This window comes from Sphingobium wenxiniae, from assembly GCF_007830065.1.
GTDB lineage: Bacteria > Pseudomonadota > Alphaproteobacteria > Sphingomonadales > Sphingomonadaceae > Sphingobium > Sphingobium wenxiniae.
This window is the reverse complement of the sequence record NZ_VLKK01000019.1, coordinates 1-12,981: the sequence shown is the minus strand read 5'-3', so window position 1 is coordinate 12,981 and position 12,981 is coordinate 1. Positions and strand designations below refer to the sequence as shown.

General features: G+C 64.2%; 15 protein-coding genes and 1 pseudogene. 4 read left to right on the top strand and 12 right to left on the bottom strand.

All coding sequences use genetic code 11. The features are described 5' to 3' along the window. Positions 1-58 precede the first annotated feature (58 nt). From rbfA to IQ35_RS17050, 7 genes are all read right to left on the bottom strand, one after another. Entirely contained in the window at positions 59-454 is a 396-nt protein-coding gene (gene rbfA / locus IQ35_RS17080) for a 30S ribosome-binding factor RbfA (protein WP_031290592.1), read from the bottom strand. Between the two features lie 65 nt (positions 455-519). After that, positions 520-3,102, bottom strand: a complete 2,583-nt coding sequence (gene infB / locus IQ35_RS17075) for a translation initiation factor IF-2 (protein WP_145075243.1) — start codon at positions 3,100-3,102, stop codon at positions 520-522. Positions 3,103-3,171: 69 nt separating this feature from the next. Then, complete coding sequence (locus IQ35_RS17070) at positions 3,172-3,828, bottom strand: DUF448 domain-containing protein (protein ID WP_021243124.1); 657 nt, start codon at positions 3,826-3,828, stop codon at positions 3,172-3,174. 93 nt (positions 3,829-3,921) lie between these two features. Then, positions 3,922-4,173, bottom strand: a complete 252-nt coding sequence (locus IQ35_RS17065; protein ID WP_021243125.1) for a tautomerase family protein — start codon at positions 4,171-4,173, stop codon at positions 3,922-3,924. A gap of 6 nt (positions 4,174-4,179) precedes the next feature. Then, on the bottom strand, positions 4,180-5,751 hold the full coding sequence (nusA, locus tag IQ35_RS17060) for a transcription termination factor NusA (RefSeq protein ID WP_021243126.1): 1,572 nt from the start codon (positions 5,749-5,751) through the stop codon (positions 4,180-4,182). A gap of 12 nt (positions 5,752-5,763) precedes the next feature. Then, complete coding sequence (gene rimP, locus IQ35_RS17055; RefSeq protein ID WP_021243127.1) at positions 5,764-6,288, bottom strand: ribosome maturation protein RimP; 525 nt, start codon at positions 6,286-6,288, stop codon at positions 5,764-5,766. A gap of 138 nt (positions 6,289-6,426) precedes the next feature. Continuing rightward, entirely contained in the window at positions 6,427-8,157 is a 1,731-nt protein-coding gene (locus IQ35_RS17050) for an acyl-CoA dehydrogenase family protein (protein ID WP_021243128.1), read from the bottom strand. A gap of 206 nt (positions 8,158-8,363) precedes the next feature. Between IQ35_RS17050 and IQ35_RS17045 the strand changes: the two genes are divergently transcribed. From IQ35_RS17045 to IQ35_RS17035, 3 genes are all read left to right on the top strand, one after another. Then, complete coding sequence (locus IQ35_RS17045) at positions 8,364-8,870, top strand: hemerythrin domain-containing protein (protein WP_145075239.1); 507 nt, start codon at positions 8,364-8,366, stop codon at positions 8,868-8,870. 149 nt (positions 8,871-9,019) lie between these two features. Continuing rightward, on the top strand, positions 9,020-9,571 hold the full coding sequence (locus tag IQ35_RS17040) for a CinA family protein (protein WP_021243131.1): 552 nt from the start codon (positions 9,020-9,022) through the stop codon (positions 9,569-9,571). Beyond that, the gene (locus tag IQ35_RS17035) at positions 9,568-9,753 is read left to right on the top strand and encodes a hypothetical protein (protein ID WP_145075236.1); all 186 of its coding nucleotides are present in this window, start codon (positions 9,568-9,570) and stop codon (positions 9,751-9,753) included. The genes IQ35_RS17040 and IQ35_RS17035 overlap by 4 nt, the downstream gene beginning before the upstream one ends. Positions 9,754-9,812: 59 nt before the next feature. On the opposite strand, the pseudogene IQ35_RS17030 reads toward IQ35_RS17035, so the two are convergent. The 5 genes and pseudogenes from IQ35_RS17030 to IQ35_RS17010 form a co-directional block, all read right to left on the bottom strand. Further along, positions 9,813-9,932: pseudogene (locus tag IQ35_RS17030) on the bottom strand (SDR family NAD(P)-dependent oxidoreductase); the annotation flags it as partial. A gap of 68 nt (positions 9,933-10,000) precedes the next feature. Next, positions 10,001-10,561, bottom strand: a complete 561-nt coding sequence (locus IQ35_RS17025) for a DUF4142 domain-containing protein (RefSeq protein ID WP_021243134.1) — start codon at positions 10,559-10,561, stop codon at positions 10,001-10,003. A gap of 15 nt (positions 10,562-10,576) precedes the next feature. Beyond that, positions 10,577-11,767 (bottom strand): zinc-dependent alcohol dehydrogenase, encoded by a 1,191-nt coding sequence (locus tag IQ35_RS17020; protein WP_021243135.1) that lies wholly within the window; start codon positions 11,765-11,767, stop codon positions 10,577-10,579. Continuing rightward, on the bottom strand, positions 11,767-12,354 hold the full coding sequence (locus IQ35_RS17015) for an SRPBCC family protein (protein ID WP_145075233.1): 588 nt from the start codon (positions 12,352-12,354) through the stop codon (positions 11,767-11,769). Before IQ35_RS17015 ends, IQ35_RS17020 begins: the two co-directional genes overlap by 1 nt. 99 nt (positions 12,355-12,453) lie before the next feature. After that, the gene (locus IQ35_RS17010; protein ID WP_158636696.1) at positions 12,454-12,597 is read right to left on the bottom strand and encodes a hypothetical protein; all 144 of its coding nucleotides are present in this window, start codon (positions 12,595-12,597) and stop codon (positions 12,454-12,456) included. Between the two features lie 113 nt (positions 12,598-12,710). On the opposite strand from IQ35_RS17010, the gene IQ35_RS17005 reads away from it, so the two are divergent. Beyond that, positions 12,711-12,981 (top strand): transposase (locus IQ35_RS17005; protein ID WP_145072078.1); only part of this gene is annotated, 271 nt, incomplete at its 3' end.

Below are 12,981 nucleotides of genomic sequence, written 5' to 3'. Positions count from 1 at the left end.
GCGCGCCTCTATCGTGCATGAGCGGCGCTGTCAGCCCCCGGCCTCACGCGCGGACGGATCAATCCTCTTCGGGCGTTTCCAGATCGCGGGCAACCTTGGGATCGCGCAGCAGCCGGTCGATATGGCTGCCTTCGTCGAAGCTCTCATCCGCGAGGAATTTGAGCTTCGCCGCATATTTGAGGCGGATGCGATGCGCGACTTCCCGCTGGAGATAGGCGGTGTTGGTCCGCAGCGCCTTGAGCACCGCTTCCTCATCCGTCCCCAGCAGGGATTTCACGAACACCGTCGCATGGCGCAAGTCCGGGGACATACGGACTTCGGTGACGCTGACCACATGGCTGGCCAGCACATCGTCATGCACGTCGCCGCGCGTCAGGATTTCGGACAAGACATGACGCACCTGTTCACCCACGCGAAGCAGGCGGACGGAGGGGCCTTCTGGTTGTTGAGCCATAGCAAATCCTCGTCATCCCGGCGGCAGGCCTTGGCTCGCGCCGCCGGGATGACGCACTTCATGTTTTACAATGTGCGAGCGCGTTCCTCGACCTCGAACAGCTCCAGCGTATCGCCGGGCTTGATGTCGTTCGTGTCCTGGAGCACGGCGCCGCACTCCATGCCCGCGCGGACTTCGGACACATCGTCCTTGAAGCGGCGCAGCGACGCTATGTGCGTGCGCGAAACGATGACATCGTCGCGGGTGAGACGCGCGGACAGCCCCTTGCGGATGATGCCGTCGAGCACCAGCAGACCCGCCGCCTTGTCCTTCTTGCCCGCCGGGAAGACCTGAAGCACCTCGGCGCGGCCGACGATCGTTTCGATACGTTCAGGCGCAAGCTGCCCCGCCATTTCGCCGCGCACTTCCTCCAAGAGGTCGTAGATCACGTCATAATAGCGCAGCGATATCTTTTCGCGCTCCGCCAACTGGCGCGCCTTCGCATTGGGACGGACGTTGAAGCCGATCAGCGGCGCGCGGCTGGCCGCGGCCAGCGTGACGTCGCTTTCGGTGATCGCGCCCACGCCCGAATGGAGGATGCGGACCTTGATCTCGTCGGTCGAGATGCGGTTGAGCGAGGACACGATGGCTTCGACCGATCCCTGCACGTCGCCCTTCACCACCACCGGATATTCGATGACGGTCGTGTTGAGCGCCGAGAACATATGTTCAAAGCTGGTCGGAGCCGCAGTCGTCCGCTTGCGCGTCGCCTGTTCCTGACGATAGGCGGCGACTTCGCGGGCGCGGGCTTCGTTTTCCACGACGGTCAGCTGATCGCCCGCGAGCGGAACGCCCGACAGGCCCAGCACCTCGACCGGAGTCGACGGGCCAGCGATCTTCACCTGCTGCCCCTTGTCGTTGACCAGAGCGCGGACCTTGCCGCTTTCCGCGCCGATGACGAAAGTGTCGCCAACCTTGAGCGTGCCGCGGCGGACCAGAACGGTCGCGACCGCGCCGCGCCCCTTGTCGAGCTGCGCCTCGATCACATTGCCTTCGGCCGCGCGATCCGGGTTGGCGGTCAGTTCCATCAGTTCGGCCTGAAGCAGGATCTTCTCGATCAGTTCATCGAGGCCCGTCTTCTTGAGCGCGGACACTTCGACGTCCTGCACTTCACCACCCATATCCTCGACCACGACCTCATGCTCCAGCAGGCGCTCGCGCACGCGCTGGGGATTGGCTTCAGGCTTGTCGACCTTGTTGATCGCGACGATCATCGGCACGCCGGCGGCCTTGGTGTGGTTGATCGCCTCGATCGTCTGCGGCATCAGCCCGTCGTCCGCAGCCACCACCAGGATGACGATATCGGTGACGTTCGCGCCGCGCGCGCGCATTTCCGAGAAAGCCTCGTGACCCGGCGTATCGAGGAAGGTGATCGTGTCGCCGCCCTTGGTCTTCACCTGATAGGCGCCGATATGCTGGGTGATGCCGCCGCTTTCGCCCGCCACGACATCCGTGCCGCGCAGAGCGTCCAGAAGGCTGGTCTTGCCATGGTCGACATGGCCCATGATCGTGACCACGGGAGGACGGGATTTCAGCGTTTCGGGCGCATCCGCTTCGCCTTCCATGCCGATTTCGATGTCGGCTTCGGATACGCGCTGGATGCGGTGGCCGAATTCTTCCACCAGCAGTTCCGCCGTATCCTGGTCGATCGGCTGGTTGAGCGTGACGGCGGTGCCCATCTTGAACAGGGCCTTCACCAGGTCCGCGCCCTTTTCGGCCATGCGGTTGGCGAGTTCCTGCACGGTGATGCTTTCGGGCACCACCACGTCGCGGACCTGCTTTTCACGCTGCTGCGCGCCGCCCTGATAATGGGCGCGGCGTTCCTTTTCGCGGGCGCGCTTCAACGCGGCGAGCGAGCGGGCGCGCGCGCTGTCGTCGTCCGCCAGAGCGCGGGTGACGGTCAGCTTGCCGGACTGGCGGCGGTTGTCGTCGCCGCGCTTGGCGCGGTCGGGCTTGGCCGGTTCGGGGCGCTTGGCAGGCGTGACCGGCGTGAAACGGCGCGGCGGCGGCGCGGACTGCGCCGGACGCTCGCTCGCTTCGGCAGGAGCCGGGGCGGGCGTTGCGGGCTCTTCCGGCGCGGCAGGCGCAGCCGCTGCCTGCGCGGCGTCCTGTGCGCCCTTCGGCTCTTCTTCAACGCGCGCGGCCTGCGCTTCGGCAGCCTGCGCGGCGGCGCGGTTTTCTTCGGCGCGGCGGCGTTCTTCCTCGCTCGCGGCCTGACGCTGGGCGTCCTCGCGGCGGCGCGCTTCCTCCAGCGCGGTCATGCGCGCCTCCTCCGCTTCGCGCAGCAGCTTGGCTTGCAATTCCTGACGCGACATCAGGTTCTGCGGCGGGGCCTGGCGAGCGGGCGCGGCGGGTTGCGGCGCACGCTGCTGCTGCGGCGCGGGCGCGGCGGGGGCCTGCGCGGGCGTGGGATCGGGCTGAGGCGCAGGCGCGGCTGCGCCGGTGCTTTCGCCCGGCTTGCCCAGGACGCGGCGCCGCTTCACCTCAACCACGACCGTATTCTTGCGGCCATGGCTGAACTGCTGCTGCACCTGACCGGACTCGACCGTGCGCTTGATCCCCAGCGGCTTGCGGCCCAGAACCGGCTTGTCTTCCTTGCTGTCACTCATACGACTGAACTTAACCCTTCACTTCCAATCCGGCCGGAGAGGCCCGCCGGCGCCATTATTCCATATTGCTCAGGCGCCCAGCGCATTGGCGGAGTCCCTCTCCCCATGCACCGGCGCCCCGGTAGCGCAACCCAGATAGCTTTCCAAGCGGCCAAGAGCCGCACGCAGACGCGACGCGGCTCGCGAGTCGGTCACTGCGATATGGACGACATTGTCCCGCCCCATTGCCATAGATAGGGCGCTGCGGTCCACAGGCAAGACGATGCCTGCCAAATCCGTGCCTTCCGCTTGCCTACCGACGCGCAGCGCCTGATCCAGTTTCCGGTTGCCGTCCGCCGCCGCGTCGGCGGCGTGGAGGAGCAGATTGACAATGCCTTTGCGGCAGGCAACCTCGATCTTTTCCGAGCCGGTGAGGACCATCGACGCCTTCGCCTCCAGCCCCAGCCGGTCGAGCAAAGCCTTGCGAAGGCCCGTTTCAATGAGGTCGGGCAGCGTGTCCGGAATCTGCAATTCGCCGGTCTTGAACGCGCGGGCGAGCGCGCCCCGCAGCTTGCCCTTGGCCAGCGCGGTTTCAAGATCGGCGCGGGTGACGCCTATCCATGCGCCCCGCCCCGGCGCTTTCGCGCGGATGTCGGGCAGCACTTCGCCATCCGGGCCGAGGGCCAGGCGGACCAGCATGTCCGGGTCGGCGCGGTCGCCCGACACTATGCACTTGCGTTCGGTCATGCCCGCGCCTCTCCATAAGCATGGGACGGCAGGGCTGCACCCCTGCCTTCGCAGGAGCGCATTTCCCGGACAGCGATGTCGGCGCTTAGCCTCTCATCGGGAAGTGACCGCAGCATTGGCGTCCTCCCCTCTTGGCGGCCCAATATCTTGCGAGACAGCCGCTCGGTCGGCGATCAATTGACCGCCGGCTCCATAATTTTCCGTCGGGACTTCGGAAATCACCACCTGAACAGCCGCAGGCGACTTGCCCAGCCGCTCCACGAGCGACCGGGTCACGTCAGCCACGATCGCGGCCTTCTGTTCACGGGTGGCGTTTCCCGCCAGACGGATATCGACAAAGGGCATCAGGCTTTACGCTTCCTCACCCTCGAACCAATGAGCGCGGGCGGCCATGATGATCTCATTGCCCTGCTCTTCGGACAGGCCATATTCGGCCAGGATGCCGCCCTTGTCCTCCGACGTTTCGCTACGGCGGCGGCGCTGGTCGACGCGCTTCTTCGCGATCAGCTCGTCGGTGGCGAGGTCGGCCAGATCGTCAAGCGTCTTGATGCCCGCCTTGCCCAGCGTCACCAGCATGGCTTCGGTCAGGTGCGGCATGTCGGCCAGCGCATCCTCGACGCCCAGAGCGCGACGCTCTTCGCGGGCGGCGGCTTCGCGGCGGTCGAGCGCTTCCTGCGCGCGGCTTTGCAGTTCGGCGGCGAGATCCTCGTCGAAACCTTCGATCGCGGCCAATTCGTCGACGCCGACATAGGCCACTTCTTCCAGCTCGCCGAAGCCTTCGGCCACCAGAAGCTGCGAAAGCGTCTCGTCAACGTCCAGTTCGTTCTGGAACAGTTCGGAGCGGATGACGAATTCCTTCTGGCGCTTCTCGCTCGCGTCCGCCTCGGTCATGATGTCGATGGCCTTGCCGGTGAGCTGGCTGGCGAGGCGGACATTCTGGCCGCGACGGCCGATGGCGAGCGAAAGCTGATCGTCGGGCACGACGACCTCGATCCGCTCCTCCTCTTCATCGATGACGACGCGGCTGACCTGCGCGGGCTGGAGCGCGTTGACGACGAAGGTCGCCGTATCCTCGCTCCATGGAATTATGTCGATCTTCTCGCCCTGCATTTCCTGCACGACGGCCTGCACGCGGCTGCCCTTCATGCCGACGCAGGCCCCGACCGGGTCGATGCTCGAATCGCGGCTGATGACGCCGATCTTGGCGCGGCTGCCCGGATCGCGGGCGGCGGCCTTGATCTCGATCACGCCGTCATAGATTTCGGGCACTTCCTGCGCGAACAGCTTCTTCATGAACTCGGGATGCGCGCGGCTGAGGAAAATCTGCGGCCCGCGATTTTCGCGGCGCACGTTCAGGATCACCGAGCGGATGCGGTCGCCGACGCGGACGACTTCGCGAGGAATCTGCTGGTCGCGGCGGATGACGCCCTCGGCGCGGCCCAGGTTCACGACGACATGGCCGAACTCGACGGACTTGACGACCCCGGTGATGATCTCACCCACGCGATCCTTGAATTCCTCATGCTGACGCTCGCGCTCGGCATCGCGGACCTTCTGGAAGATCACCTGCTTGGCGGATTGCGCGTCGATGCGGCCCAGGTCGATCGGGGGCAGAGGATCGACGATGAAGTCGCCGACCACGGCATCCTTCTTGAGTTTCTGCGCCTGCTTGAGGTCGACCTGCTTGAAATAGTCGTCGACCGTCTCGACCACTTCGACCACGCGCCACAGGCGCAGGTCGCCGCTTTCCGGGTCCAGCTTCGCGCGGATGTCGTTTTCGGCGCCGTAACGCGCACGGGCGGCGCGCTGGATCGCATCTTCCATCGCCTCGATGACGATCGCCTTGTCGATCATCTTCTCGCTGGCAACGCTGTTCGCGATGGCGAGCAGCTCGGCCTTGTTGGCGGAAATGGCGTTGGCCATGGTCGTGAACCCTTACTCTTCGGTTTCGAACTCGTCCGCTCCATCGGAGGAGAGCGGCATGGTAGCAGAAAGGAGCGCGTCGGTCAGCAGCAGCTTCGCGTCGCCCACCAGCGCAAAGGGGATAGAAACCTCTCCCGCCTTCACGTCCTTGAACTGGATATTGTCGCCGTCAACGCCCTGGAGAAGGCCGCGAAAGCTCTTGCGGCCCGCGACGGTTTCGGTCGCCGCGATCTTCGCTTCATGCCCGGCCCATTCGATGAAATCGTGCAGGCGGGTCAGCGGACGGTCGATGCCCGGCGAGCTGACTTCGAGGCGATAGGCCTCCTCGATCGGGTCGGCTTCGTCCAGCACGTCCGACAGCCGGCGGGAGATGGCAGCGCAATCCTCGATGACGAGCTGCTTCGTTTCGGGCCGTTCGGCCATGATCTGAAGCGTATGTTCGTCGCCGGAGCCGAACAGCTTGATTCGCACGAGGTCGAAGCCGAGGGCCTTCACCTCCGGTTCGATCAGCGCTGTCAGTTCGGCGATATCCGCCATGGTGTCTCCAGGAACAAATATGTGCGGCTTCCGCGCCGCAGGCGTTCCCGCCCGCGACCCCGACATGTTTGACGATGTAAGGAAGCAATCGCGCTATAAGCGTGTTGCGACGCCCCTGCAACAAGTTTCGTCCGGCGATCAGAAAGCGTCGGCGGGCAAGGCCATGATCGGCTCCGCCCCGGCGGAAAGCGCCGCCGCCAGCCCCTTGGCCTGCGGCAACATGCGCCGGGCGAAGAAATCCGCGACCGCGCGTTTGCCGCTATGGGCCGACGTGCCGTCCTTCGCGGCAGCAGCCATGCGCGCCCACATCCACCCCATCGAGACGAGCGCGAAGAGGCGCAGATAATCGACCGCCGCCGCGCCCAGCCTATCCGCATCGGCCCCGTGCAGGGCAGCGGTGGCGTCGCGGAGCAATTGCAGGGCTTCGCATGTGCCGGCGGCGACCGGCGTGGCCTGCCCCTCCAGATCGGCGGCGATCATATCGAAAAAGCCCTGCGCCACCGCGCCACCACCCAGCGGCAGCTTGCGGCCCACAAGGTCCATCGCCTGCACGCCGTTGGTGCCTTCGTAGATCTGGGCGATGCGCGCGTCGCGGACATATTGCTCCATGCCCCATTCGCGGATGTAGCCATGGCCGCCGAACACCTGCTGCGCCTGCACCGCGCTTTCGAAGCCGAAATCGGTGAAGCCCGCCTTCACGACCGGGGTAAGCAGCGCGACGAGGGCATCCGCCCTGGCCCGCTCCGCTCCGTCCGGATGGCGATGGGCGCGATCCAGTTGCAGCGCGGTCCAGCCTGCCAGCGCCCGGCCTGCCTCCACAAAGGCGCGGACGCCCAGCAGCATCCGCCGCACATCGGCATGTTCGATGATGGCCACGGGACCGCGCGACCCATCGGCGCTGCGCCCCTGCAAGCGGTCGCGGGCATAGGCGGCGGCCTGCTGATAAGCGCCGCCCGCTATGCCCAGCCCCTGAATGCCGACCATCAGCCGCTCCGCATTCATCATGGTGAACATGGCGGCGAGGCCCTTATGCGGCTCGCCCACCAGCCAGCCGGTCGCGCCGTCATAGTTCATGACGCAGGTGGGCTGGGCGTGGATGCCCATCTTCTTTTCCAGCGCGCCCACGGACATGGCGTTGCGGACGGTGAAGCCGCCCGATGCATCGGGCAGGAATTTGGGCACGAGGAACAGGCTGATGCCCTTCACGCCCGCGGGCGCGTCGGGCAGGCGCGCCAGCACGAGATGCACGATATTGCCGCCGATGTCGTGATCGCCCGATGAGATGAATATCTTGGTCCCCGTCACCGCATAGCCGTTCTCGCCGCTCGGTTCCGCCTTGGTCTTGAGCAAGGCAAGGTCGGTGCCCGCTCCGCTTTCGGTCAGCGCCATCGCGCCGGTCCATTCGCCGCGCACCATGGGCGGCAGGTAGACCGCTTTCAGTTCCTCGCTCGCATGGGCCTTGATCGCCTCGCACGCGCCGCGCGTCAGGCCGGGGATGAGGCCGAAGGACAGGTTGGTCGCCGACAGCATCTCGTCCAGCCAGAGTTGCAGGATGAACGGCAGCCCCTGCCCGCCATGTTCCGGGTCCGATGACAGCGATGCCCAGCCCGCCTCCTGAAATTCCCGATAAGCATCGGCAAAACCCCGCGGCAGCGTCACCACGCCGTCGATCAGGCGGCTGCCCTCCTCATCCCCCGTGCGGTTGAGCGGGTGGAGCCGTTCCGCGCACAGGCGCCCCGCTTCCTCCAGCACGGTCGCCGCAAGGTCGCTGTCCACCTCCAGCCCCATTTCCGCCATGGCGCCGTCGAACCCCAGCACCTGCGTCATCAGGAAGCGATAATCGTCAACGGGCGGAACATAATTCTGCATGGAACAGGCCTTTTCTGCGGGAGAGGCAAATATACCAAACAGCTCCCCATGAGCCACGGCATAAGCGAAATAAGGCGCGTCGGAAACAGCTTGAGGACCCGATCCTTGTCCGGTTTTCTCTCCGTTCGTCGCGCTGCGAATCGTTAGCAAGGAACTCTCCAGAGGTTCGAATCTTCCTAGGTCATTCGAAACCGAGGAGAGTAATCATGGCCACCTCCAATTTTACCGACGCGATTGCCCTGCTCAAGGCCGATCACAGGACAGTCGAGGATCTGTTCGCCCAGTTCGAGAAAGCGCGATCTGCGGACCGCAAGCAGAAATTGGCGCATGAGATATGCAACGAACTTAAAATTCACACGACCATCGAAGAGGAAATCTTTTATCCGGCTTTCAGGGGCAAGATAAAGGATAGTACGCTGGACGAAGCCTATGTAGAGCATGACGGCGCGAAAATACTCGTCAACGATATCGAGGCCGGAACGCCTGGCGAGGACTTTTATGATGCCAAGGTGAAGGTTCTGTCCGAAGAGATAAAGCATCATGTGCACGAGGAGGAAATGCCTACCGAAGGCATGTTCGCCCAGTGCCGCCGGACGGACGTAGACCTCATCGCCCTGCGCGACCGGATGCTGGCCCGCAAGGAAGAATTGCTGGGCGAGGCCAAGGCTGCGGGATTGCCGATGGCAAAGCCCAGCGCCGTCCACGTGGCATGAATGCCGCCTGGCCATGAAGCCTTACCCGGTTGCGTCGGCCGTTGCGGCCCTCAGAGTCGGGATCGACTGGCCCTGACGGAACATGCCGGCCGGCTTCTCGTTGAGGATCGATATCCGGAAACACGTCATGGCAAAGCGGGCAAGGCGGCATGAATCCTGGCAAGAAAACGGGTGAAGGGGCAACCGAGACTCTCTCCCCTGCCCTGCCGGCCTCCATCGAGGAGGCGGCGGAGGATCTGCTCCGGACCTGCTGCGAAAAGAAGCTCCGGATCGCCACGGCGGAAAGCTGCACGGGCGGCTTGCTGGCGTCCCTGCTTACGGATGTGGAAGGGGCCAGCCATGCCTTCGAACGGGGCTTCGTGGTCTACAGCAAGGAAGCCAAGTGCGAGCTTCTGGGCCTCACCCGCGCCTGTGTGGAAACGTGCGGCGCCGTCAGCCGCGACGTGGCCGTCGCGATGGCGGAGGGCGCGATCAAACGATCCCATGCGGATATAGCGCTGGCGGTGACGGGCTATGCCGGTGAAGCGCCGGAGGGCGAGGAGGCAGGACTGGTGCATCTCGCCTGCGCGGTCAGGAATGGCGGGACAATCCACAAGGCAGTGCATTTCGGCGATGTCGGCCGGGGGCCGATACGAATCGGCACCCTTGGCGTGGCGCTGGATATGATGCGGAATGTTGTCGGGAAGGGAGCGCCTGAGTGAACCAGGCGGCGTCCCGGTTGGTTGAAGCAGGAAAGGAGGCTGCGATGAAAAAAAGCCGGAAACAAGCTCCCCGGAAACTCGAACAGCAGGTTGACGACAAGACAGCCAAGCGGGTCGAAAAAGGAAAGCCCGAAAAGACCAACCCTCTGGCGCCGCCAATCAATATCGAGGCGGGAAGCTAGGGCATTCCTATCCCAGTTACGACATGGTGCTCCTGCGAAGGCAGGGGCACCATGCGCTTTTAATCCTTCGCGGTTCCGGGGTCGGCTATCTTGCGGTGTTGCTCGGCAAGCGTCGAGGCCGGCGTCACATGCGCGGCGGCGGCCTGAACCTTGTTCTTCCAGCCGGAGACGATGTGGGCGAGTTCGAAGCCGATGCCGGTCGAAGCGCCGGTGACGATTCCGAATTTCTCCGCCATTGCGAACCTCCTTATTTCGGCAGCTTGGCCAGCCTGTCGATATGCTGCTGGACCACGCCCGCTATTTCACCGGCGGCGGTCTTGAGCGCGGGCGTCGGGCCATTGCGCGCATATCCCTGGTGCAGGGCGAGCGCGGCCGCATGGGCCTCCCGCTGTGCCGTCAGATAGTCGCGCGTCGCCTCTGCCGCCGAAGCCGATTTGATGCTTTCAAGTTTCGCCTGCTGATCGGGTTCCAGCCTGGGCGGCGCCACCGCGATGCCAGCCTGGGCCGCCGCCGCCTTGAGCTTTGCGGTCGATTTTCCATGGGCATCGATCATCATGTTCGCGAAGTCCTTGACCGCCTTGTCGTCGGTCTTGGCAAGGATCGCGCGCGAGGATTCAATCTCGAACAGGTCGCCTGCTCCCGCCTTGGCGAGATAGGCGGCGTTCCCGTCGGCCGGGGCGGGAGCCGGAGGGGTCATCGTCATGCCGTTCGCGATGTTGTTCTCCGGCGGCATCACGGGTTCGCGGTTATTATTGTTGCAGGCCGCGAGCAGCGCGACGGGCAGCGTAATCAGTAGATGGCGTATCATCCTCTCGTTCCTTTCTCAGGCTGCGATCCGGTCGAGACCGGGCTTCAGCACCACTTTCGTCACTTCATCCTGCTTGTCGTGGAACATCCTGTAGCCCTCCGGCGCCTGCTCCAGCGGCAGGCGGTGGCTGATGAGGAAGGTCGTGTCGATCTTCCCTTCCATAATGGCGTTGAGGAGAGCGGGCAGGTAGCGCTGGACATGGGTCTGCCCGGTCCTGAGCGTCAGCCCCTTCTCCATGAAGGCGCCCAGCGGGAACTTGTCCACGAAGCCGCCATAGACGGCGGGCATCGAAACGCGCCCTCCCTTCCGGCAGGCGATGATGGCCTGACGGATCGAATGGGTCCGGTCGGTTCCAAGGAAAGTCGACGCCTTGATCTGGTCGATGATGTTGTCGACGAAAAAGCCATGCGCTTCCAGTCCAACAGCGTCGATGCACGCATCGGGACCGATTCCGCCCGTCATTTCCATCAGCGCCTCATAGGTCTGGCTTTCCTCGAAATTGATCGTCTCCGCGCCGAACCGCTTCGCCAGTTCCAGCCGATGCGGGAAATGATCGATGGCGATCACCCGTTCCGCGCCCATGAGGAAAGCGCTCTGCACCGAGAAAAGCCCGACCGGGCCGCAGCCCCACACGGCGACCGTGTCGCCTGGCTCGATCTGCGCATATTCGGCGGCCTGCCACCCGGTCGGAAGAATGTCGGAAAGGAAGAGCACCCTGTCGTCCTCCACGCCCTCGGGGACGACGATGGGTCCGACATCGCTGAACGGCACGCGTACAAATTCGGCCTGCCCGCCGGCATAGCCGCCCGTCATGTGGCTGTATCCGAAAAGGCCCGACATGGGATGGCCGTAAAGCGTCTGGGCGATGTCCTGATTGTCCGCCGGATTGCCGTTGTCGCAGGCCGAATATTGCTGCTTGCCGCAATGGTAGCAGTTGCCGCAGGCGATCGTGAACGGGACGACGACCCGCTGCCCCTTCCGAAGCGTCGAACCGGCGCCCACCTCGACCACTTCGCCCATGAACTCGTGGCCCAATATGTCGCCCGCCTGCATCGTCGGGATATAGCCGTCGTAAAGATGCAGGTCGGACCCGCAGATCGCGGTCGAGCTTATCTTGATGATCGCGTCGCGCGGATTGAGGATTTCGGGATCGTCCACGGTTTCGATGCGGACGTCATGCTTGCCGTGCCATGTGAGCGCGCGCATCAATCCTTCTCCTTGCCTAGCATTTCGCGGGTTCGCGCGGCGGTTGCGATTTCGCCGGTTTCCATGAGTTGCTTGAAGCGCCTGAGATCGCGACGCGCCTGGATGGCGGGTTCGCGCTGAAACATCTTGGCGATGACCTTGCCGATAAACCCAGCGGGCGGATCGTAGACGATGGTCGCGCTGACCACCGTTCCCCGCCCGCCCACATCGCGAAAGTCGATGCGTCCGCTGTTGGGGACCTCCGCGCCTTCCGTCGAAGCCCAGGCGATCATCTCGCCCGGCTGCTCCTGCGTTATGACGGCGTCCCATTCGACGGTCTTTCCGCCCGGCGCCTTCACGACCCAATGGCTGCGGCGGTCGTCGATCACGTCCACCCGTTCGACATTGTCCAGAAAGCGCGGCAGATTGCCGAAGTCCCGCCACACCGCATAGAGTTCGTCGCGCGCCCTGTTGATCGTGACCGAACGCCCGATCAGGGTATCGCCCTTGTGCTCCACCAGTTCCGCCGCCGCCTGTTCGCCGGCACCTGAACGCTTGCCCGAACGCTTGGATGTCGTGGGCGGTGCATCGTCGTGCGGTTCAACCATGACGGCGCTCTCCTGTCCTGTATTGGATTAGGAACCGAACGGAACGCGCGGGCGGCCGTTCCTGTGTTCTTCAACGTCTCAACAGAAAAATAGCGCAGTTCACGTCATCGCCGCGCCGGGAATTAAATCAAGATAATGGTTATCGCGCGGCGTCGTTGAAAGTTCCCGCGTATCGGGGAAGTTGTCAGAAGCGATCCAGGCCGCCTCTTGCGCCGATGAAGCGTTAACAGCCTTTTCCGGCAAGAAAGCCCCGTTTGGGTGCATCTTCCTAACCTGGGTAATAGCCACGTAGCTGGATAGAAGTGAACCGCCCCGGGTTTGCCGGAGGCTCCAACTTCTGAGTAAGTGGAGTCGATATGAGCAAGACGACGAACAAGTTTGCACCCGAGGTTCGCGCACGGGCGGTGCGGATGGTGCAGGATCACGAAGCCGAGCATTCATCACGCTGGGCGGCCATCGTGTCGATCTCAGAGAAGATCGGCTGCGTCCCGCAGACGCTATTTGAGTGGGTAAAGAAGGCGGAGGTGGACAGCGGCAAGCGTGCTGGCGTGCCGACCGAGATGGCTGACCGCCTCAAAGCCCTGGAACGCGAGAACCGGGAGTTACGTCAGGCCAACGAGATCCTGC